The sequence below is a fragment of the Pseudoalteromonas sp. SR45-1 genome, from assembly GCF_014163655.1.
Classification (GTDB): domain Bacteria; phylum Pseudomonadota; class Gammaproteobacteria; order Enterobacterales; family Alteromonadaceae; genus Pseudoalteromonas; species Pseudoalteromonas distincta.
The window spans coordinates 128,248-150,563 of record NZ_JACJDR010000012.1 but is presented as its reverse complement, the minus strand read 5'-3'; the positions used below and the strand labels follow the sequence as shown (position 1 = coordinate 150,563).

Annotated in this window: 16 protein-coding genes; 12 read left to right on the top strand and 4 right to left on the bottom strand. The window is 39.9% G+C overall.

Annotated elements, in window-relative coordinates:
- Window positions 1–4 precede the first annotated feature (4 nt).
- The 9 genes from malQ (at window position 5) to rluF (ending at window position 15,209) form a co-directional block, all read left to right on the top strand.
- Entirely contained in the window at window positions 5–1,999 is a 1,995-nt protein-coding gene (malQ, locus tag H5089_RS13685) for a 4-alpha-glucanotransferase (RefSeq protein ID WP_182712440.1), read from the top strand.
- Entirely contained in the window at window positions 2,000–4,207 is a 2,208-nt protein-coding gene (gene glgB, locus H5089_RS13680) for a 1,4-alpha-glucan branching protein GlgB (RefSeq protein ID WP_182712439.1), read from the top strand.
- Window positions 4,200–6,263 (top strand): glycogen debranching protein GlgX, encoded by a 2,064-nt coding sequence (glgX, locus tag H5089_RS13675; RefSeq protein ID WP_182193805.1) that lies wholly within the window; start codon window positions 4,200–4,202, stop codon window positions 6,261–6,263. Before glgB ends, glgX begins: the two co-directional genes overlap by 8 nt.
- Window positions 6,256–8,793, top strand: coding sequence for a glycogen/starch/alpha-glucan phosphorylase (locus H5089_RS13670; RefSeq protein ID WP_182712438.1), 2,538 nt, complete (start codon window positions 6,256–6,258; stop codon window positions 8,791–8,793). The genes glgX and H5089_RS13670 overlap by 8 nt, the downstream gene beginning before the upstream one ends.
- A 14-nt stretch (window positions 8,794–8,807) precedes the next feature.
- Window positions 8,808–10,109, top strand: coding sequence for a glucose-1-phosphate adenylyltransferase (gene glgC, locus H5089_RS13665; RefSeq protein WP_002958601.1), 1,302 nt, complete (start codon window positions 8,808–8,810; stop codon window positions 10,107–10,109).
- Between the two features lie 80 nt (window positions 10,110–10,189).
- Complete coding sequence (locus H5089_RS13660) at window positions 10,190–11,725, top strand: glycogen synthase (RefSeq protein WP_182712437.1); 1,536 nt, start codon at window positions 10,190–10,192, stop codon at window positions 11,723–11,725.
- Window positions 11,726–11,814: 89 nt separating this feature from the next.
- A complete protein-coding gene (locus tag H5089_RS13655) occupies window positions 11,815–13,029 on the top strand; it encodes an EAL and HDOD domain-containing protein (RefSeq protein ID WP_182712436.1) in 1,215 nt (404 codons plus the stop codon).
- A gap of 30 nt (window positions 13,030–13,059) precedes the next feature.
- Window positions 13,060–14,130: a DUF418 domain-containing protein gene (locus H5089_RS13650; protein ID WP_182712449.1), complete on the top strand. Its 1,071-nt coding sequence runs from the start codon at window positions 13,060–13,062 to the stop codon at window positions 14,128–14,130.
- A gap of 86 nt (window positions 14,131–14,216) precedes the next feature.
- Entirely contained in the window at window positions 14,217–15,209 is a 993-nt protein-coding gene (gene rluF / locus H5089_RS13645) for a 23S rRNA pseudouridine(2604) synthase RluF (RefSeq protein ID WP_182712435.1), read from the top strand.
- 22 nt (window positions 15,210–15,231) lie between these two features.
- Here the strand turns inward: rluF and H5089_RS13640 are convergent, their stop codons facing one another.
- Complete coding sequence (locus tag H5089_RS13640; protein WP_182712434.1) at window positions 15,232–15,816, bottom strand: hypothetical protein; 585 nt, start codon at window positions 15,814–15,816, stop codon at window positions 15,232–15,234.
- 62 nt (window positions 15,817–15,878) lie between these two features.
- Entirely contained in the window at window positions 15,879–16,133 is a 255-nt protein-coding gene (locus H5089_RS13635) for a MetJ regulator of methionine regulon (protein WP_182712433.1), read from the bottom strand.
- Between the two features lie 241 nt (window positions 16,134–16,374).
- Here H5089_RS13635 and H5089_RS13630 point away from each other — a divergent pair, with 241 nt between their 5' ends.
- Window positions 16,375–16,707: a PBPRA1643 family SWIM/SEC-C metal-binding motif protein gene (locus H5089_RS13630; protein ID WP_182681989.1), complete on the top strand. Its 333-nt coding sequence runs from the start codon at window positions 16,375–16,377 to the stop codon at window positions 16,705–16,707.
- Between the two features lie 109 nt (window positions 16,708–16,816).
- Here the strand turns inward: H5089_RS13630 and H5089_RS13625 are convergent, their stop codons facing one another.
- Both H5089_RS13625 and H5089_RS13620 read right to left on the bottom strand, forming a co-directional pair.
- Window positions 16,817–19,885, bottom strand: a complete 3,069-nt coding sequence (locus H5089_RS13625) for an efflux RND transporter permease subunit (protein WP_182712432.1) — start codon at window positions 19,883–19,885, stop codon at window positions 16,817–16,819.
- 2 nt (window positions 19,886–19,887) lie between these two features.
- The gene (locus tag H5089_RS13620; protein ID WP_165724062.1) at window positions 19,888–20,970 is read right to left on the bottom strand and encodes an efflux RND transporter periplasmic adaptor subunit; all 1,083 of its coding nucleotides are present in this window, start codon (window positions 20,968–20,970) and stop codon (window positions 19,888–19,890) included.
- Window positions 20,971–21,092: 122 nt separating this feature from the next.
- Between H5089_RS13620 and H5089_RS13615 the strand changes: the two genes are divergently transcribed.
- Entirely contained in the window at window positions 21,093–21,989 is an 897-nt protein-coding gene (locus tag H5089_RS13615) for a LysR family transcriptional regulator (protein ID WP_182712431.1), read from the top strand.
- The gene (locus H5089_RS13610) at window positions 21,979–22,290 is read left to right on the top strand and encodes an MGMT family protein (RefSeq protein WP_182712430.1); all 312 of its coding nucleotides are present in this window, start codon (window positions 21,979–21,981) and stop codon (window positions 22,288–22,290) included. The genes H5089_RS13615 and H5089_RS13610 overlap by 11 nt, the downstream gene beginning before the upstream one ends.
- Window positions 22,291–22,316 lie beyond the last annotated feature (26 nt).

The window sequence follows — 22,316 nt, the reverse complement described above, 5'->3', positions numbered from 1 at the left end:
TTCAATGGATGCTCTTTCGCAGTTGTTTTACCTGCATGGTATTGGCTTTGAATTCACTAAGTATACAGGTGAACAGGTATTTTTTAGCGAAGAAACGCGTAAACGTGCTTTGCAATGTTGTGGTGTTGATACAAATAATGAAGCAGGAATAGCTCAACTAACTTATGATTTAGATGCATCGCTTTGGCTTGATTTAGTACCTAGTGTGAGTTTAGTTGAGCAAACTGCATGTTTGTTAAAGCTTCGTATAGATGAACGTCAGCAATATTTAGCCGCTAATATCGATGTCCCTTCACTTGGAATGCATTTAGCATTTGATAACCTTTATAACTTGGCTGTCACTGGTGAATATTACTTGCATGGCGTTCGCTATATTGAGCTGGCACTACCCATTGGTAATATGCCAATTGGCTATCATGACGCTAATGTTCAGGTAGGTGAGCAACACGCTATTACACAAATTTGGTGCGTGCCTGAGCAAGTCTATCAAGTGGGAGACACAAAGCGCACTGGATTATCTATTCAGCTTTACACATTAAAAAATAGAGCGAATTTTGGTATTGGCGACTTTGACGATTTATTAGCGCTTACAAAACTATGCAGCTCCCATAACATGGATTATATATTACTTAATCCACTGCATTTGTTATTTGCTGATATGCCAGAGCGAGCCAGTCCTTATAGCCCTAATAGTCGCGCTTTATTAAATCCTCTTTATATTTCTATCGTACTAAGCGAAGACGCAATAAATAACGAAAACCTTGACGCCATTATGCAGCAAGATGATGTCGCTGCACTTATTAAAAGTAATGATCAGTTTATAGATTATGAAAATGTAAGCCGTATAAAGTATACGTTATTTGAAGCGCTTTATAATCAGTTTGAATTAAGGGCAAGTGATGAGCGTCGCCAAGCGTTTACTGATTTTTGTAATGCTCACTCTACTACGTTAAATACCCTCGAATCAGATAACCTAACATTTGCTTATTACCTGCAATGGCAAGCGCATATGCAACTTGCACTGTGTCAAAAAAGTTGCGCAGAGAGAGGCATGGCTATTGGCTTAATAAACGACTTAGCTGTTGGTTGTGCTGGCGATGGGGCTGAATTTAAAAACCAGCAATCGCTGTTTAGCCAAGGTGCAAGTGTAGGCGCTCCACCCGATCCATGGGCTGAAGCAGGTCAAAATTGGGGCCTCCCAGCCCTCAATCCCCAAAGCCTTAGTAATAATCACTACCAATTTTACCGCTCGCTCATTCGCGCAAACATGCAAAACGTAGGTGGGCTTCGAATTGACCACGTAATGGCTATTAGGCGCCTATGGTGGTGCTTTGAAAGCAATGGCGAACAAGACGGCTGTTATGTTTACTATCCGTTTGAGCATTTACTTGCCATTTTAAAAATTGAATCGCATATTAATGAGAGTATTGTTATTGGTGAAGATTTAGGCATCGTACCGCCAGAGGTTAGGGAAGCTTTGGCATCTAGCGGTATTTTTTCCAACAGCTTATTTTATTTTGAGAAACAACACAGTGGAGAGTTTTTATCGGTAGATGAGCTAGCAACACATTGTTTGTTAATGATAGCCAATCACGATGTTCCTCCATTTACAGGCTGGTGGCAACATGATGATTTAGATATTAAGCAACAATATAAGCTTATAACTTGCAATGAATACGAGCAACTAAAGCAACAGCGAATAGAAGAGCAACAAAGGTTACTACGTTTTATTAATCACCATGGCAATACAACTGAGCTTTTATTACATAGTGAAGCTGTGACTGTTTATAGCGCACTTGCATTGTGTTTAGCAGGCTCTCAATCGCGTTTATTTGCAATACAAATAGATGACTTAGATGAGCAAAAGTATCCGGTTAATATCCCCGGGACAGATAAAGAATATCCTAATTGGCGACGTGTATTAACGCATACCAGTGAAGAAATTTTTACCAAAAATGCCTCACTTTTAGCTGCTATCGATTCAATAAGGAAAGGTTAAATGAGCAGTACAACTAATGAAAATAGTTATGATGCACAAGTACACGCATTAAATATAGGGCGATTTAAAGACCCATTTAGCTTCTTAGGGGCACATAAAACGGATGCTGAGGTTGAAATTCGTTTTTATCTACCTTGTGCAATAAGCGTAAGTGTTACATTAAATAATAAAAGTATTAAGGCGAAACGCTACCAGCAAAGTGACTTATTTATAGCCAAAGTTGATGCTTTGCCCACTGCGCCATATGAATGCATTGCTCAGTACACAGATAGCAGCGTTACCTTTTATGATGAATACAGTTTCCAAAGCACACTTGATGCAGAGGCAATGTATTTATTTAACGAAGGCAGTCTTGAACATGCTTACTCGCATTTTGGTGCACATTTTAGTACTCAACAAAACGTAGACGGTGTACGTTTTTGTGTATGGGCGCCTAATGCGGCAAGTGTCTCTATTATTGGTGAGTTTAACTTTTGGCAAGCGAATCGCCACTTTATGCGCTTTCATCCTGCAAGTGGTGTATGGGAGTTATTTGTACCAGGCCTTAAAGCTGACATGTGCTACAAATTTGCAATTACCGCGCAAAGTGGAGAGGTGCTCGAAAAAGCCGACCCTTATGCATTTAAAATGCAACAAGCACCTGGCACTGCAAGTGTACTGCAGTATAAACCAGTACCTATAAAGCTTGGCGATCAGGCTCTTCAAAACAGACAAAAGCGTAACCATATAGATGCACCAATTAGTATTTATGAAGTGCATTTAGGCTCATGGCAACGGGCTGAAAACAACCGCTATTTAAGTTACACAGAGCTTGCCGACAAACTCGTTAGCTATGCCCTTGAAATGAATTTTACTCACCTGCAACTTATGCCAATAAGTGAATACCCGTTTGATGGTTCGTGGGGGTATCAGCCTGTTGGATTATTTGCACCTACCAGCCGCTTTGGCGACTACAACAGCTTTAAATACTTTGTAGAGCAGTGCCACAAAGCTAATTTAGGTATTTTGCTTGATTGGGTACCAGGGCATTTTCCAAGCGATCCGCATGGCTTACATCGATTTGATGGCACCCATTTATATGAGCATGCTGATAAGCGCCAAGGGTTTCATCCTGATTGGAATACCTACATTTATAACTACGACCGTCCTGAAGTTAAAAGCTTTTTAATATCAAATGCTATGTATTGGCTACATCAATTTGGTTTAGATGGCCTGCGTGTAGATGCCGTAGCTTCTATGTTGTATTTAGATTACAGCCGAAAAGAAGGCGAGTGGGTTGCTAATTGTTATGGCGGGCGTGAAAACTTAGGTGCAATTGAGTGCCTAAAGCAAGTCAATATGCGCAGCTATAAAAACAACCCAGGCATTATGATGGTGGCTGAGGAGTCGACAGCATGGCCGGGTGTCACCCAAAGTGTTGAGCACAACGGTTTAGGCTTTGGTTATAAGTGGAACATGGGTTGGATGAACGATAGTTTGCATTACATGCAGCACGACCCTTTATATCGTCAGCATCATCATCATGAAATGACTTTTTCGATGGTATACGCGTTTAGCGAAAACTATATATTGCCATTAAGCCACGATGAGGTAGTACATGGTAAAGGCTCGTTAATTGAAAAAATGCCAGGCGATGATTGGCAAAAATTTGCAAATTTACGCGCTTATTACGCATTTATGTGGGCACACCCGGGTAAAAAACTCTTATTTATGGGCGGTGAAATCGCACAGCGAAAAGAGTGGGGGCACGATCATTCTATCGATTGGCATTTACTTGAGCACCAAAGCCACAGCGGTATAAAGCACACCGTAAAAGCGCTCAATACCGTTTATAAAACCCAACCCGCGTTGTATGAGCTTGATTCGAGCGCGGCTGGTTTTACCTGGATAGATAACAATAATAATCAGCAGAGCATTTTAAGCTTTGTTCGCTATGCTAAAAACGCAAAAAACTTTGTGGTTGTTATTGCTAATTTTACCCCCGCGTCCTATGAAAACTACGTTATTGGCGTACCGAGTAAAGGGCGTTACAAGGTCATTGTAAATACAGACGATACTCAGTTTTTTGGCTCTGGCGTTGAGGTAACTAAAGATTCTTCGCTGATAGTTCAGGCAATAAATGAATCAAATCATGGTTTTAAACACAGTATTTCAATTGCCATTGGTGGCTTAACTACTATTTATTTACAAAAGGTTGATGATGAGTAACCGATTTGATGTAGCACCCGGTAATGTAGAACCACTTGGCTCTAGTGTTATTGATAATGGGGTCAACTTCGCGCTTTATGCGCCTGGGGCGAGCCAAGCTTATGTATGCCTGTTTGATAAAAGTGGCCATTCAGAAATACTAAAAATGGCGATGAATATCAACGAAGGGGGTATTTGGAGTATTCATATTTCGCCATTAAACGCCGGTGCGCTTTATGGTTTTAGAGTTGAGGGTGAATATAACCCTAAAAATGGTCAACTGTTTAACGAAAATAAGCTGCTGATAGACCCATATGCAAAAGACTTGTTTGGTGAGTTTACTTGGAGTGAACGCCATTACGGGCAAATGCCAATCGGTACTAAAAGCACTGTAAATAATGCGATTGATATACCTAAATCAAAAGTAGCGGCTCCTACGTTGTATACGCATAAAAAGCCTAACCACCGTTGGTCAAACACGGTTATTTATGAGTGCCATGTGAAAGGTACAACGTGTCGTCATCCTAAAATACCTAAACCTCTACAAGGGAAGTTTTTAGGGTTAAGCCACCCAAGCTTTATTGAACACTTACAAAGCTTTGGTGTTACAGCCGTTGAGCTTTTGCCTGTTCATTCTTTTATTAGTGAGCAATTTTTAACAGGGAAAGGTTTGCAAAACTACTGGGGTTACAACACGCTTAACTTTTTTACGCCCCATAAAGACTATTTGGTAAACGACGATATAAACGAGTTTAAGCAAATGGTGCAAGAGTTCCATGCTGCAGACATAGAAGTCATATTAGATGTTGTTTACAACCATACAGCTGAAGCAGGGGCGGATGGCCCTATACTATCGCTTAGAGGCTTTGATAACTTAGCCTATTACCGCACAGTAGATGGCCAGCCTGACGTATATATAAACGATACCGGCTGTGGTAATACCATAAATATTGACCACCCTAAAACACTGCAACTTGTACTTGATAGCCTTCGTTATTGGGTTGAAGTAATGGGAGTTGATGGTTTTAGGTTTGATTTAGCGACCATTTTAGGCCGCTCAAAAGCAGGCTTTAGCTCCGCACATACTTTTTTACAAGTAGTTGCCCAAGACCCTGTGCTTAACAAAGTTAAGTTAATAAGTGAGCCTTGGGATATAGGCCCAGGTGGTTATCAGCTTGGTGCATTTCCGCCGCCATGGCGAGAATGGAACGATCAATATCGCGATGTAATTAGACGTTTTTGGCAAAGTGAAACAGGCATTATTGCAAGCGTTGCAAAACGTTTGCATGGATCGTTTGATATTTTTGAGCACAGCCAACGTGGGCCGCTCAATAGTATTAATTTTATAACGAGTCATGATGGTTTTACCCTTGCTGATTTAGTGAGTTATGAGCATAAACATAACGAAGCTAATGGCGAGCAAAATCGAGATGGGCACAGTGCAAATCATTCGTTTAACTGTGGGGTAGAAGGTTTTACCAGCGACTCTAAAATAAACGCACTGCGCTTACAGCAACAAAAGAACTTTTTACTTACTTTAATTCTCTCAAAAGGTGTTCCCATGATTGCTGCTGGTAGCGAAATGGCGCACTCGCAAGGGGGGAATAACAATGCTTATTGCCAAAATAATCGCACTAGTTGGCTTGCCTGGAAAGATTCTCAACTTAATCATTCGTTAACACGATTTATTGATGATGCATTAAAAATTAGACGTGCGCACAGTGCGTTTAAACACAGTGTATTTTTAGATGATATAGACGAGCGTTTTACCGTTAAGTGGTTTACCGAACAAGGTAAAACCATGACTGATGCTCACTGGCATGAAGATACCAGACAGTTTTTAATGTATAGCTTACTTGATAAGCAAAACAATCATGCATTGCTGATTGTATTTAATGCCAGTGAAAAAACAATTTTTTGTCAAATGCCCCCATCGCCAATTAATGCGCCGTGGCAAATGATTCTATCAAGTGTACATAATGCATCTGTGAGCAGTAATGAAGATGCGATGGTTGAAATTTCAGCACAAAGTAGTTGGGTTTTTAGTGCCAATTTAGAGGATGTTAGTCATGGTTAAACAAAGTGATCAAGTGTGTGTAGTAAAGAGCTGGCAAGAAGGGCCCGTTATTGATGAAAGTACGCTTAAAGATGACTTAACACGGCATTTTTATTATACCCTCGGCCGAGATAAGGTGGGTGAATCGCAGCATTATTTGTATCACGCATTAGCGCTTACTATTCGCGACAGACTTGTGGCCCGCTGCAGAGAAACGAATCAACAAATTAAGCAAGAGAAACGCCGCAAAACGGCTTACCTTTCTCTTGAGTTTTTGATGGGGCGTGCGCTAGGTAATGCTGTTTTAAATCTAGATTTAGATGAACAAGTAAGCTCAGCACTACAAGAGTACTGCACAACAATAGAAACAATTGAAGACGCCGAGCACGACGCTGGCCTAGGAAATGGTGGGCTAGGGCGCCTTGCAGCCTGCTTTTTAGATAGCTGTGCTAGTTTAGCGTTGCCTGTCATTGGCTATGGCCTACGATACGAATACGGCATGTTTAATCAATCAATTAAAGATGGTAACCAAATTGAGCAACCAGATAACTGGCTACGTGAAGGACATCCATGGGAGCTAAGCGCACCAGAGCATGCAAAACGTGTGAAGTTTGGTGGCTATGTGCAAAGTTACACAGATAAATTTGGCAGAGAGCACCGTCAATGGATGGGCTCACAAGATGTATTAGCTGTACCGTACGATGTACCTGTCCCTGGTTATAAAAACAATATCGTAAATACACTACGTCTGTGGAAATCAGAGGCAACAGATGAATTTAATTTAACCGAATTTAATGCGGGCAGTTATTCAGAAGCCGTCGCACAAAAAAATCTAGCCGAACAAATCACCATGGTGCTGTATCCAAATGACAGCAGCGAAAATGGTAAGGAGCTTAGGTTACGCCAACAATACTTTTTATCATCGGCGAGTATTCAAGACGTAGTAGACCAATGGGTTTCCCAACATGGCGAGAGCTTTAGTGACTTTGCTGATTTTCATGTTTTTCAGTTAAACGACACGCACCCAAGTATTGCTGTTGCAGAGCTAATGCGTATTTTAATTGATGATTACGAATTAGATTGGAACGATGCTTGGCAAATCACAACTAAAACAATGGCCTATACAAATCATACGCTACTTCCTGAAGCGCTTGAAAAATGGTCTGTTTCGTTGTTTTCAAAATTATTGCCACGTATTTTAGAAATAGTTTACGAGATAAATGCACGCTTTTTAGCACAAGTTGCACAGCAATGGCCGGGAGATGTTGAAAAGCAACGTGCATTGTCACTGATTGAAGAGGGTGATGAGCCGCAAATTCGTATGGCTTATTTAGCTATTGTAGGTAGTTACTCTGTAAATGGCGTAGCAGCACTTCATACTGAACTGTTAAAAGCGGGATTATTTAAAGAATTTTATGCACTGTGGCCAGATAAGTTTAATAACAAAACAAATGGTGTAACGCCTCGTCGATGGCTTGCGCATTGTAATCCAGTATTAAGTGAATTAATTGGTGAAAAAATTGGCCATGATTGGGTTAAAAACTTTTCAAAAATTAGTGACCTACGTCGTTTTTATGACGACAAGGCATTTCATGAGCAGTGGCAAAATGCTAAACGTGAAAACAAACAACGTTTAGTTGATTTAGTTAAGGCGCGCTGCGATATCGATTTTGATGTATCAATGATGTTTGACGTACAAGTAAAACGTATCCACGAATACAAACGTCAGCTATTAAACATACTTCATGTGATTCATTTATATGACCGTATTCGCCGTGGGGATACCCAAGGGCTTGTTCCTCGTTGTGTTCTATTAGGTGGTAAAGCAGCGCCGGGTTATTACATGGCTAAAAAAATTATTAAGCTTATTAATAACGTGGCAGAGGTTATAAATAAAGACCCTCAAGCTGCGCCATATTTACGCGTCGCCTTTTTGCCTAATTACAACGTAACCGCAATGGAAGTTATTTGTCCTGCAACTGATCTCTCAGAGCAAGTATCTACCGCAGGCAAAGAAGCGTCTGGTACTGGCAACATGAAATTTATGATGAATGGTGCATTGACAATAGGCACGCTGGATGGCGCAAACATTGAAATTAGAGATGCTGTTGGTGCTGATAACTTCTTTTTGTTTGGCGCACAAGCGCACGAAATTGACGATATTAAATCACGTTATAATCCAGAGCATTTAATATCGCAAAATAGCGATTTAAAGAATGTGATGCAATTACTCGAGAGCGGGCATTTTAATTTATTTGAACCATGCTTATTTGACGACATAACAAATGCAATTAAGAGCCCGCACGATCCATGGCTTGTTGCTCACGATTTTGAAAGTTATGTAGCAGCTCAAAAAGAAGTTGATAAAGCTTACGCAGATCAGACCTACTGGACACAAATGAGTATTTTAAATACAGCAGCCAGTGGTATGTTTTCAAGTGACAGAACCATAAGCCAATACAGTGAAGATATTTGGCATTTAGAACCCCTCAATATTAGTGAAACAGACTTAACGACAACTAAAAGCCATGCCACTAACAGCCTAGACTAAATGGAGAGAGTATTATGCCTAATTATGCAAATCGCTACATAAGTAGCCTAACCAGAGAAACTTACGCGTTAATACTGGCAGGCGGTCGCGGTTCTCGCCTGCATGAGTTAACCGATTGGCGAGCAAAGCCAGCAGTTTACTTTGGTGGTAAACATCGAATTATCGATTTTCCACTATCAAACTGCATTAACTCGGGTGTGAGACGTGTTGGTATTGCTACACAATATAAATCACATTCATTAATACGCCATGTAAACCGCGCATGGGGGCACTTTAAAAAAGAGCTAGGAGAGTCGGTTGAAATACTACCTGCATCTCAGCGCCAAGGTGATGATTGGTATTGTGGAACCGCAGATGCTGTTTTTCAAAACATAGATATTATTCGTCACGAGCTTCCTAAATATGTGATGATTTTGTCTGGAGATCATGTGTACCGTATGGACTATGGTGCTTTATTGGCTGAACATGTGCAAAAAGGCGCAGATATGACTGTGTGTTGTATTGAAGTTCCAGTAGAGGAAGCCGCAGACACGTTTGGTGTAATGACCGTTGATGAAGAAAATAGAGTGTGTCGTTTTGATGAAAAACCAGCAATGCCGAGCTCCGTACCCGGCAAGCCAGGTACATGTTTAGCATCAATGGGGAACTACATTTTTAATACTGAATTTTTGTTTGAGCAACTTAAAAAAGATTCTGAAAATGAAGGCTCTGGACGCGATTTTGGTCACGATATTATTCCAGCGATTATAGAAGAGCATAATGTGTTTGCCTTCCCATTTAGAGATCCAAACCAAGAAGGGCAACCTTATTGGCGAGATGTAGGTACGCTTGATTCGTTCTGGGAAGCTAATATGGAACTGGTAATGCCAGAACCACAACTTGATTTATACGATCCAACGTGGCCAATATGGACTTATCAAGAGCAACTACCACCTGCTAAGTTTATTTTTGATGATGAAGATAGACGTGGTATGGCTTTAGACTCAACAGTCTCGGGTGGGTGTATTATTTCGGGCTCTGCGGTTAGAAAATCCCTGTTGTTTTCTAACGTTCACGTTCGCTCATTTTGTACCATTGAGCAGTCGGTGATTTTACCCGGTGCGGTTATAAACCGAGGTTGTAAAATTAAACGCGCAATAATAGATAGAAGCTGCGAAATACCGGCAGGTCTTGAAATAGGTTTTGACAAAAAAACAGATGAAGAAAACGGCTTTAGGGTATCTAAAAAAGGTATCGTTCTTGTTACACGTGATATGCTCACTGAGCTTGCAAAAAAGTTAGAACGCCAAGCGCGAGAAAATAAAAAGCTAGCGTAACAACAAGTTAGATAAGCACGACAACATAGCTTGCTCATTTGTGAGCAAGCTCACACAGGTTTAAAGGAAATAATAAATTAATGCATGTATTAATGGTTGCAGCAGAAAATGACGCGTTACCAGGCGCAAAAGTAGGCGGTGTGGCAGATGTAGTACGCGATGCACCTAAGGCTCTCGCAAAGCAAGGTATAACGGTTGATGTTGTTATTCCTGATTACGGGTTTGAGCCGCTTGAGCGTATTTATATAGGTGAAGTAACCGTTGCATTTAATGCTCAACCCCATGTATTAACCATTTTTAAAGTACAACAAGCCGAAAATAATGTAAGCCAAATTGTTATTAGCCACCCGTTATTTAGTGAATCAGGCAGTGTATATTGTAATGATGCACCGGGGAGGCCTTTTGCAACTGATGCGACTAAATTTGCTCTATTTAACGCAGCCGTCTGCGAAGCGTTATTACAAGGTGTATTAAAGCGCCCTACAGCGCTGCATTTACATGATTGGCACAGTGCCTGCGTTGCAGTTTTACTTAAGTTTGAGCCACGTTATAGCTCACTTAATACCTTACCAATTGCCTTCACAGTACATAATATTGCACTGCAAGGTATTAGACCTTTCAAACATGATGATTCAAGCTTAGAGGCGTGGTTTCCATCACTTAGTTATAATGGCCAGCAATTATGCGACCCGCGTTACCCTCATTGTTTTAATCCTATGCGCAGTGCAATAAATCTATGCGATAAAATACATGTTGTATCGCCAACTTATAGCCAAGAGGTTCTCGAACCTAGTAATTACGAACATGGTTTTTTTGGTGGCGAAGGGCTTGAGCAAGATCTGCAAAATGCAGCAAGCCAAGGCAAGCTTGTTGGTATTTTAAATGGCTGCGAATATCCAAGCAATGCACTTGAAGGAGCAACTCTCGCTGATTTTTATAGCCAAGCTGAGAGTACTTTGTTTGGTTGGATGGCCAATTACGAGCAGTTACAAAGTGGCTACTATATTGCCCACCAACGACTACAACAATTTAAAGCAACGGTTAATAACGGTCCATTAGTTACAAGCGTTGGCCGTCTTACTGAGCAAAAAGTGTTGTTATTGTGCCAGCAGGTTAATGGGGTTTTAGCTATTGATAAAGTGTGCCAATTAATTAATGAACATAACGGCAGACTTATTATTCTCGGCTCGGGTGACAAAGAGCTCGAAAGCACATTTACCAAAGCAATGGCGCGTAATTCCAATCTTTTATTTTTAAAGGGGTATGGGCAAGGTGTTGGCGATTTAATGTATCAATTAGGTGACTTATTTTTAATGCCAAGCTCGTTTGAACCGTGTGGTATTAGCCAAATGCTAGCAATGCGAGCGGGGCAACCGTGTTTAGTACACAGTGTTGGCGGATTAAAAGATACTGTTAAACACCACGAAAATGGTTTTAGCTTTAATGGAGACACGTTGGCAACGCAAACGCGTAATTTAATTAGCTGTTTAGACGAAACTCTCTTAATTAAAAAGCAAAATCCTAAAAGATGGCATAAAATTAAGCACAGCGCAGAGCAAATGCGTTTTTCGTGGCCACAAGTGGCAACTGATTATATAACAACCTTATACCGGTAAATCGTTTCTGTACTTTAAAGTTTAGTGACAAATCTACCTGCTTAGGGTTTAATTACTTAGTATTATATAAAAGCTAAGAAGTAGGTAATGTGTCTGTATTTGTTGCAAGGCAAGCAATATTCAATCGAAGTAAAAAAGTAGTAGCCTATGAGCTACTTTTTCGTGATAGTCCAAAAAATTATTTTCCAGATATTGCAGAAGGCCAAGCAACAGCAAGGCTTATTATGGAAAATCAATTAAATTTAGGTACACGCCATATTACATCAGGCAAAAAAGCGCTTATTAATATAGGACCAGAATCACTAAAACTCGATTTATGTGCTTTCTTACCATGTCAAGACGTTGTGATTGAGCTGCTCGAAACCATAGAACCTACCGACGATAACTATGAGCTATGCCGAGGTTTATTTCATAGTAACTACAAACTCGCGCTCGATGATTTTGTATATAAACCACAATGGGATCGTTTTTTAAAGCTTGTGAAACTCATTAAATTTGATATTGCAATTACACCTCTTAGCGAAATACAGCCCATAGTTACTAAGTTACAAGCGCATAAAAAAATAAAAATACTAGCCGAAAAAATAGAAACACAAGAAGACTACAAGCTCGCCTTTGATATGGGGTTTGATTATTTTCAAGGCTATTTTTTTGCAAAGCCTACAATGATCAAGCAAAACGACATTGATTATAATTATGGTTTAGTCGTCGCTATTTACGCAGAAATAATGAAGCAAAGCCCTGACATTAAAACCATCGCAAGCCTGTTTGAGCTAGATGCTGCACTCGCATATAAGTTACTAAGATTAATAAACAGCGGTGTGTTTCCTATACAAAGCCAAATATCGTCATTAAAGCAAGCGCTTGTGTATTTAGGACACGAACGCCTGAAAAAGTTTGTGAGCCTTATTGTTACTGCTCATACAGCGGGTAAAAAGCCAGCAGAGCTAATGCAAGTATGTGTTGTACGTGCTCGCTTTTGTGAGCTTGTGGCAAAAAATGTTGATAAAAGTCAGTCAGGCGAAGCATTTTTAACAGGGTTATTCTCGTTACTGGATGCAATCCTTGATCAACCAATGAGCTTGCTTGTTGAAAAGCTACCTTTCCCTGATGAAATAAAAACGGCATTATTAGGGGACAAAAACACACTTTATTATATTTTAAACGTTGTTAAAGCATATGAAACAGGAAGCTGGTGGGCACTTGAACAAGCCGTACTTTTGCTAAATATAGACAGTGCTATACTACCTCCACTTTACCAACAGTCAGTCGATTGGGCTGACAGTTATAAGAATAATATTTAACGGATAATAGCTTTAATGCGCAATTATAATATGGACTTTATTCGCGGCGTTGCCGTGCTTGGCCTTGTTTACATGAATGCTTACGCATTCGGCATTTTTGAATATGGGTATTCCTCCTTAACTACTCCTCCTGTTAGCGACTCAATTATTCACACCCTTAGCAGCGTGTTTGTAGACGGGCGTTTTAGAACGCTGTTTAGTTTGCTTTTTGGTGCTGGGCTTTACATTCAGTGGCAACGTTACAAGTCTGAAGTGCAAATAAAAAGCAGGCTCTATTGGTTAATCCTCTTTGGTTTAGCGCATGGTTTTTTACTTTGGGCCGGTGATATTTTATTTGTTTACGGTGTATCTGGATGGTTTGTTATTAAATATTTAGAAAGTGATAGCAACGTACTTTTAAAAAGAGGGTTTGCATTTACCTTGTTGTCGGCTGTGGTTACCTTACTTGTTATATCTAGCGTACCCGATGAAATAATTTACCGCGATACAGCACAGTTTATTGAATTATATAACCCACACTATATTGATTACTTTATTAGTAACCTTGCTATGAACACGTTAATGCTTGTTATGGTGCCAATAATGACAATGTGGATGTGCGTGGGCCTTATGCTCATTGGCATTTATTTATATAAACAAGACGTTTTTAGTAAAGGCTTAACGACTCAGCAATTAATAGTTTGCGGTGCAATGACCCTTGTTTTTTGTGGAATCAGGCTTTATGCATCACAGCTTAATGGCAGCTTAGGATATGGGGTGCAAGAATTTATAAATATTTTTGCGGCGCTAGGTATGGCTACGCTGTATATTCATTTAATTGTTAAATTTTGCAATAACAGCGCACACGTTGGCACGCTTATTCAACAAGCGGGGCGCTTAGCATTTACTTTATATATTAGCCAAACACTCATACAATTATTGTTATATAAAGTGCTATTTACGCACTGGGTGCTCAATTTTGATCGTATTGACTACTGGTTAGTTGCAACGGCATTAGTTGCACTGCAGCTCATATTTACCTTTATATACAGCCGCTATTTTAATCAAGGCCCGCTTGAATTTGTATGGCGTAAATTAACGAAAGCAAAAATTAATGCTTAAACACCTATAAATTTTAAATTAGGGGCGAAAAAATAGTGTGGGTGGTTTACACTACTCGCCTTAAAAATTACTACGCTATAAGTGCCATGACCGAATTAAAACGTTTAAATAAATTTATTAGTGAAACAGGATTTTGTTCACGCCGCGAAGCCGATAAATATATTGAGCAAGGTCGTGTCAGCGTTAATGGCTACTCGCCTGAAATGGGCGTAAAAGTTGCTGCTACCGATGTTGTATTGGTTGATGGCAAGCCACTTAAAGCCACACCAAAGCGCGTTTATATCGCTTACAATAAACCAGTTGGTATTACGTGTACTACCGAAAGTAAAATTCAAAGTAATATAATTCGCGCGGTAAATTATCCTACGCGTATATTTCCAATAGGGCGTTTAGATAGACCTTCTGAAGGGCTTATATTTTTAACTAACGAAGGCGACATCGTTAATAAAATTTTGCGTGCGGGTAATAACCACGAAAAAGAATATGTTGTTACGGTTGATAAACCGCTTAATCGTCAGTTTGTTACAAAAATGGCCAATGGCGTGCCTATTTTAGATACCGTGACTAAAAAGTGTAAAGTGACACAAACTGCCCCTAAAGAATTTAAAATAGTACTTACACAAGGTTTAAACCGCCAAATACGCCGTATGTGTGAATATTTAGGTTACGAAGTGGTGACGTTAAAGCGCACTCGTATAATGAACGTAACACTAAAAGGTTTAAAGGTAGGGCAGTGGCGTCATTTATCTGATACTGAAATGGCGCAAATAAACGACTCGATTTCTGACTCAGGTAAAACTCAAGAACATTCGCTTGATGCTAATAAACAATCAGAAAATAATACGCCGTCGATTCCTAAAAAGCGTGATTTTCAGGGTGAGAATCCTCGCCGTTTTAATAAAGGCGAACAAAGTGGCGAGCGTAGTACTGAGCGAAATTCAAGTCGCAACTCTGATCGCAGTAAAGCACCTTATCAAAAGCGTTCTACCACGTATGTTGGTAAGCCAAAAAGTATTAAAGAGAACAAGTCGTCACAGTCAAAACCTAGCTCGGGGCGTACCCTTAGCTTAAAAAAATAATCTGCACCTAAGTGGTATTCTACTACCACTGTATTTCTTGTACTATATTGCCTAGTGGGCTTGTAACGCCCACTAAATTTATATTGTTTTTTTGCAAAGTCACCAATTTATTCTTATCTAAATACCATCTAAAAGTGTATTTTCTGTAGTTCTGTAAACTAAGCACAGTTAGCGTTGCACAACTGTACTCATAATCATTTGGGCAACTACCTACCTCGAGTAATTGATGCTCTTGCTGCCATATATTATTGCTGTGTTTATTGGCCCATAATTTCACAGAAATACAAACTGACGTCCATAACCATAAGTAAATTAAAATGGGCAAAAACAGTGGTATAAATGCGCTGCGGAACTTCCCATGCTCAGCAATATAATTTTTAACTGTATGTTTAAATTCAAAGTTATTATTGTATTTTTTATATAGGTGCCTTAATAAAACAACCGACAACACTATCGCCGTTATTGGAAATAACGTAAATGTTAAGGTGTTATATATACTGTTGGGGATAAAAGCGGGGTCGGCTTGTTCATCCCATGCAAGTAAAACCAGCGGAGGTGCTGTTACTAAGAGTAATATGGCGCTGTTGAAGAGTTGCTTAAAGGTCAAAGGGTATTCACTTATAAAATGTTGCTTGTATAAAGCCCAAATTAGCGCTTAATGTTTCGCTATTAAATGCTAAAGCCAATATAAAATAAGAGTATACCTAAATAAACTGCAATCGCCGATAACGAGTTTTTAGAGCGCAGGCGCTTAACAAGGTCGCGTGTGCCATCGAACATACCGGAAATAACCAGTAGTATGTCTCCTGTAAAACGGTAGTTGTTTAAGTTCACGTTACCATTCTCGTCAGTTATAAAGCGTAAATAACCAAAAAGTATAAAAACGCTGCCCGCTATTAGTATCGCGGTTTTAAAATTTTCCAAGGCTTTTCCATAATATTGAGTTAGATACTAAAATGGCACTAAGTTGAGTCATGATAATTTTACTATATTTCGAATTTAAATTTTGCCTAAATCCATTAAATGGCCTCATTATGTCGCTATATTAGGCGTATATACGCTAAAGCCTGATTTATATTGTGCATTATCAAGTACACTTAGTTATATGTAGGGTAAGCTGTTAAGATGCGCCGTCTTAATAATGTAGAAAGGTTATAGAAGTAACATGTCAAAATTTTTCTTTATGGGTAAGCCCGATATAATGGGTAAAAATAACAGTAATGGATTTGCACCAAAACGTACTGCCAAGCCAGGCACAGAGTCACACCCGCTCACGTTAATTGTAAACTCAGTTGCACGACAATCAGAAATAGAAGCAATACTAGAAGAGCATTCGCTGTTTGCTTCAATTGAAGTTAAAGCTGAAGTACCAGAAGATATTCGCGAACTAGACTTTGCGCTTAGCAAGTCAACACCACAAGTATTTGATAAATTACCAGAGCGTAACGCACCTTGTGTATGTGGTAGCGGCAAAAAATATAAAAAGTGTTGCGGTTAGTTTCTTAACAACTAAATATGTAGCCTTTCTTTTTTCATCGGTATTAAATAAAAATGCCACTGACCTTGAGCCAGTGGCACTTTTTAATGTTAATCGATTATATGCTTAACTACTTACGCGGTTCGTAATCAATTCTAAATATAACCGTGTAAAGTACCGGTACCACAATTAGCGTTAGTATGGTGGCAAAGCCTAAACCAAACATTATAGTTACCGCCATTGACTGGAAGAACACGTCAAATAACAGTGGGATCATACCTAAAATAGTAGTTATAGCCGCCATAGCAACTGGGCGTACACGGCTCACACCAGAGTCAAACACGGCCTCATAGGGCGATTTACCTTCCCTTAATTCGAGATTTATTTGATCAACTAATACAATACCGTTTTTAATAAGCATACCGCTTAAGCTTAATAAACCAAGTAGTCCCATAAAACTAAACGGAGCATTCATAGCTAACAAGCCCGCGCTTACACCAATAATAGCTAACGGAACCGTTGCCCAAATCACAAGTGGTTGCTTAAGCGAGTTAAAAAGTAATACGGTTACTGCAAACATCGCTAAGTAACCCAGTGGTAATGAGCCAAATATTGCTTTTTGAGCCTTGCTTGAAGATTCAAACTCGCCGCCCCATTCCAGTTCGTAACCGCGCGGTAATTCCATGTTTTCTATTGGTCCGCGAATACGTGCAAATAGTTTAGCGGGTGTTTCGTCCCCTAATACATTGTGATCGGCCATTACTGTAATAGTTCGTTTGCGATCGCGGCGCATTATTAGGCTGTCTTCCCACTGCACATCAAATTCGTCTACAACTTGAGTCACTGGTACAAATACCCCCAATACTGGGCTGTATATTTGTAGGTCGTGTACGCTTTCTACGTTTAAGCGCTCGTTAGCAGGAGATCGTGCAATAATAGGCAGCAACTGCGTGCCATCGCGATATACGCCCACTTGTTTACCCGATAAACTTGTTAGTAATACATTGTCTAAGTCAGATTTACTAATACCTAAGCGGCGTGCTTTTTGCTCGTTAAACTGCGGGCGAATCATTTTAGTACGTGCACGCCAGTCATCACGAATATTGTACGCGCCATCGTCGTTACCAATAAGTTCTTCAGCTTTAGCAGCCAATTGTCTTAAAATAACAGGATCAGGGCCTGAAAAACGCGCTTCTATTTTTGCATCAGTAGAAGGACCAATTTCCATTGGCTTAATTTTAAGCTGTGCAGAGAGTGCATGATTATTTGAGTAATCACGTACAGTTTGCATTACAGTCGCTACGGCTTCTCTGTTGGCTACACGAATAATTAATTGCCCGTACGCGGGGTATGATTTTTCTGGTGCGTAGGTAAGCATAAAGCGTGGAGCGCCTTGGCCTGTTGTACTTGTTACTTCTTCAACAAGGTCTTCTTTTTGCAAAAACTCTTCAAGTTTTTTAACGCCCTCTAGGGTTGAGCGAATATCAGATCCTTGCTCTTGCCAGTAATCTACATAAAACATAGGTGTATTAGAGGCAGGAAAAAACGACTGTTTAACAGAGCCAAAACCAACAACCGCAGTACACAGTAAAACAACCATTAATATAAGCGTGGTTTTTCTAAAGTGCAGCGCTAAATCTAAAATCGCTTTGTAACCGTTAAAAATAAAACCTTTGTATGGGTCTTCATCTTCTTGGCCTTCTTCGTTTTTAAACTCGTTTTCTTTGAACATTAAATTGGCAAAAAATGGCGTTAACGTTATGGCTGTTATCCAACTTAATAAAAGCGAAATAAACAACACCCAAAACAAGCTGCCGGCAAATTCACCACTGGCATCAGAGCTTAAACCAATTGGCGCAAAGGCAGTGACTGCAATGACTGTTGCACCTAGTAAGGGCCATTTTGTTTGCTCAACAATATTAACCGCTGCTTTGAGTTTTGTTTGCCCACGTTTAAGGTTTATTAGTATGCCTTCAGTGACGACTATTGCGTTATCAACCAGCATCCCTAGGGCAATAATAAGTGCTCCAAGCGATATGCGTTGCAAGTCGATGGCAAACAACTTCATAAATATAAACGTACCCAGTACAGTAAGCAGTAAAATACCACCAATTAAAATACCGCTTTTTAAACCCATAAATAACAGCAGTACTACAATAACAATCGCAATAGCTTCAAGTAAGCTGATAATAAAACCATCAACCGATTTTTGAACCTCTTGTGGTTGGTTGTATACCGAATTTATGTCAATACCATGAGGGCGTTGGTACTCAAGTGAAGCTAAGTGATCGTCAATGTGTTTACCCACATCAACTACGTTAACTCCCGACATAAACGACACGCCAATAAGCAAAGCTTGCTGAGAGTTATAACGAATAACATTGTTAGGTACTTCTGCGTACTCTCTGTAAACCTTTGCTACGTCGCCTAAATAAATAAGCTCACTTGCACCAGGTTTTGAAATTAATAGCGTTTCGAGCTCTTTTACATCTTTAAATTCGCCAGTAGGGTGCAATCGAATTGACTCATCGCCCACGCGAATTTTACCCGCATTAGATACGGTGTTTTGCGATTGCAGTAACTGAAATATATGACTTGGTGCAATACCTAATTGAGCTAATTTACGCGTTGAGACTTCAACCATTACTTGCGGTTGTTGCTCACCTGCAACCGTTACTTTACTTACGCCTTTAACCAAGACTAGCTCACGTTTTAAAAAGTCTACGTAGTCTTTAAGCTCGTCATATGAGTAGCCATCACCGGTTACCGAATACATAACACCGTAAACATCGGCAAAGTCATCTAAAATAGTACTTGGGTAAACGCCGCTGGGAAGCGAAGGGGAGAGGTCGTTAATTTTTCGACGCATTTCATCCCAAATTTGGCGAAGCTGCTCTTTACGATAATTGCTTTTCATCTCTACTGAGATTTGCGACTTACCGTTAGATGAAATAGAGGTAACGTAATCAACATAAGGGAGTTGCTGAATCGCGTTTTCAATCGGAAAAGTAACTTCTTCTTCAACTTGCTGCGGCGAAGCGCCAGGGTACATGGTAATAACCATGGCTTTTTTAAGCGTAAACTCAGGGTCTTCTAGTTGCCCTAAATCAAAATACGATACACTACCGCCAATTAATAGAAGCAGCGTAAACATCCAACTGATTACTTTTTTCTCTATGGAGAGTTGTGCAAAGCTCATAATTATAAGCCTCGCTCTTTATTCCATGCTCTTACTTTCATGCCTTCTTTTAGTGAATGCACACCGGCAGAAACAACAATTTGGCCTTCTTTAATACCACTTAACACCTCAATACCATCGCGGTGTAGCTGGCCAATTTTTACTGCTTGTTTATGTACTTGGCTAGTTTCTGAATCAAAAAGCCACACGTAGGCGTTATCTTTAATAGACTCTTGAGGTTCAGAAAACACTGATTCGATTGGCAGTATTGTGTAAGACACTTGCGAGCGCGTTACTTTACTTAAATCAATAAATACACTGCCCGTCATACCCGCTAGTAAATTAAAGTCCTCAGGTACTGGTAGCGAAAACACAACTTTATAGGTAAGTGTTGCAGGGTCTGCTTGGGTATCCCACTCTTTAATATCAAGTGTGTATTCTTTATCGTCAAAGCCATCGAATTTTACAGTAGGGTGGTAATCAGTGCCTTTTTGAAAACGAGCGACTATTTTTTCAGGAACTTGGATTTCTACATCCATTAAATCGCGTGTTTCTAAACGCAATATATTTTGTTTGGCTTGAATGTTTTCAAAGTTTTTAACAAATACTTTTGCAACTGTGCCTGAAAATGGCGCGCGTAGCTCGCTGTACTCAAGGTTTGTTTGTGCAATTTTAAATGCAGATTCAGCAATTTGCATATTAGCAGTGGCTTGATCTAATTCTGATTGGCTAGTGATTTTTTTCTCAAACAATTGCTCAATACGGCCAAGTTGTGATTTTGCCAATTCAAAGCGCGCTTTGCGCTCATCAAACTGCAACTGAAAATCTTCAGGGTCCAGTTTTGCTAATAAATCACCTTTTTCAACGTGTTCACCAGCAAGCACAGGAAACTTAATAAGTTCTCCATTTACCCTAAAAGCAAGGTAAGAGCCTTGGTTTGCAACAACCTCAGCAGGAAAGCTGCGAATGTTAGTTTGAGAATCATGACCTATGTTGAATAATTTAACAGGGCGAATGGGCTCTTCTTTAACTTGTTGTTCTGGCTCAGAACAGGCTATTAAGCTTAGTAAAGTCGTAGTTAAAAAACATAGACGAAAGAGTTTCATGTCTTCTCCGTTGCAATGATGGCAAAATAATTAAGTGCAGCATACGCTGCAAACATATAAAATAAAAATCATAAAATTTTAGAAACTCAATAAGTTTTACTTATAATGTTGCAGAGTGCTATATGAAGCTGAATCAATTAATAATTTTAGATGCCATAGTGCAAAGCGCAAGCTTAAGCGGGGCAGCACTAAAGCTACATAAAACGCAGCCAGCGCTTACACTTGCTATTAAAAATCTAGAAGAAAAAATAGGGTTTGAGTTGCTAGACAGAAGTAAGTACCGATTACAGCTTACTGAAAAAGGGCGAATTTTTCACCGCGAGGCGCAGCAACTTCTGCATGCCAACGACGAGCTAGCGCAGCTTGCTAAAGAATTGGCACTCGGAAATGAACCCCAATTTAGAATTTGTTACGAACAACTTTGCCATACGCAGAGTTACAACGAGATCATAAGTAATACTTTTAGATTGTTTACCAGCACCGAATTTAGCTTAACAAGCGGGAAGCGCTTTATTTCGTTAGAGCAAGTAAATAGTGGGCAAGCCGAATTAGGCATTGGCCCGTGGTTTGACTTATTTCATGCAACAGGCGATTTAGAAAGCGTACCTATAGGCAGGCTCGATATTGGCATTGTCAGCGCCAAAGGCGTACTTCCTCAAAGGCTCACCTATAGCGAACTACAAACGTATCCGTGTTTAGCCATGTTTGAAAGTGATTTGAGTATCGACAGCGACAGACTATCGTACTCAAAAGGCTCCGCCATGATGAAAATTGATGATGTATCGACCTTAAAATCGTTTTTACTTTCAGGCGCAGGTTGGGCAATGATGAGCCTAGAACACTGCGCTCCTGAAATAAAAGCAGGCTTACTTCAAGAAATACACATAACTGACCGAGAGCATAAATTTAGCGCGCAAATTAGAGCCTTTAGACAACATGCAGTGCACCACGGCCCTGTAGCGCGTACTATTTGGGAGCAATTTAAAGTACTTAGTGAGGCGTATTTAAATGAACGCTGATATTGATAAAGAAACACTTATTTATACTGTTATCGCAGGCATACCAATAGGTAAAGTAGCAAGCTACGGGCAAGTTGCAGCTCTTGCGGGCTACCCGCAAAACTCACGGTTGGTTGGGCGCTTATTAAAAATGATGCCAAACGACTCGGTTATACCTTGGCACAGGGTAGTGAATAGCCAAGGTAAAATATCATTCCCTGAAGGTAGCGAAAAATACCAAGAACAGCGTGAAAAGCTATTATCAGAAGGCGTATTGTTTAAAAACGACAAAGTGAATATGCGCGAGTGCCGATGGCAGTAGAAGACAAGGAATGGCTTAATAATAGT

What these genes read in the sequence shown, in the direction of transcription:
- H5089_RS13630 (WP_182681989.1), top strand. Translation starts at nt 16,375, where the DNA reads ATGTCAAAATTTTTCTTTATGGGTAAGCCCGATATAATGGGTAAAAAT.
- H5089_RS13650 (WP_182712449.1), top strand. Translation starts at nt 13,060, where the DNA reads ATGGACTTTATTCGCGGCGTTGCCGTGCTTGGCCTTGTTTACATGAAT.
- glgC (WP_002958601.1), top strand. Translation starts at nt 8,808, where the DNA reads ATGCCTAATTATGCAAATCGCTACATAAGTAGCCTAACCAGAGAAACT.
- H5089_RS13670 (WP_182712438.1), top strand. Translation starts at nt 6,256, where the DNA reads ATGGTTAAACAAAGTGATCAAGTGTGTGTAGTAAAGAGCTGGCAAGAA.
- H5089_RS13615 (WP_182712431.1), top strand. Translation starts at nt 21,093, where the DNA reads ATGAAGCTGAATCAATTAATAATTTTAGATGCCATAGTGCAAAGCGCA.
- rluF (WP_182712435.1), top strand. Translation starts at nt 14,217, where the DNA reads ATGACCGAATTAAAACGTTTAAATAAATTTATTAGTGAAACAGGATTT.
- malQ (WP_182712440.1), top strand. Translation starts at nt 5, where the DNA reads ATGGATGCTCTTTCGCAGTTGTTTTACCTGCATGGTATTGGCTTTGAA.
- H5089_RS13610 (WP_182712430.1), top strand. Translation starts at nt 21,979, where the DNA reads ATGAACGCTGATATTGATAAAGAAACACTTATTTATACTGTTATCGCA.
- glgB (WP_182712439.1), top strand. Translation starts at nt 2,000, where the DNA reads ATGAGCAGTACAACTAATGAAAATAGTTATGATGCACAAGTACACGCA.
- H5089_RS13625 (WP_182712432.1), bottom strand. Translation starts at nt 19,885, where the DNA reads ATGAGCTTTGCACAACTCTCCATAGAGAAAAAAGTAATCAGTTGGATG.
- H5089_RS13620 (WP_165724062.1), bottom strand. Translation starts at nt 20,970, where the DNA reads ATGAAACTCTTTCGTCTATGTTTTTTAACTACGACTTTACTAAGCTTA.
- H5089_RS13660 (WP_182712437.1), top strand. Translation starts at nt 10,190, where the DNA reads ATGCATGTATTAATGGTTGCAGCAGAAAATGACGCGTTACCAGGCGCA.
- glgX (WP_182193805.1), top strand. Translation starts at nt 4,200, where the DNA reads ATGAGTAACCGATTTGATGTAGCACCCGGTAATGTAGAACCACTTGGC.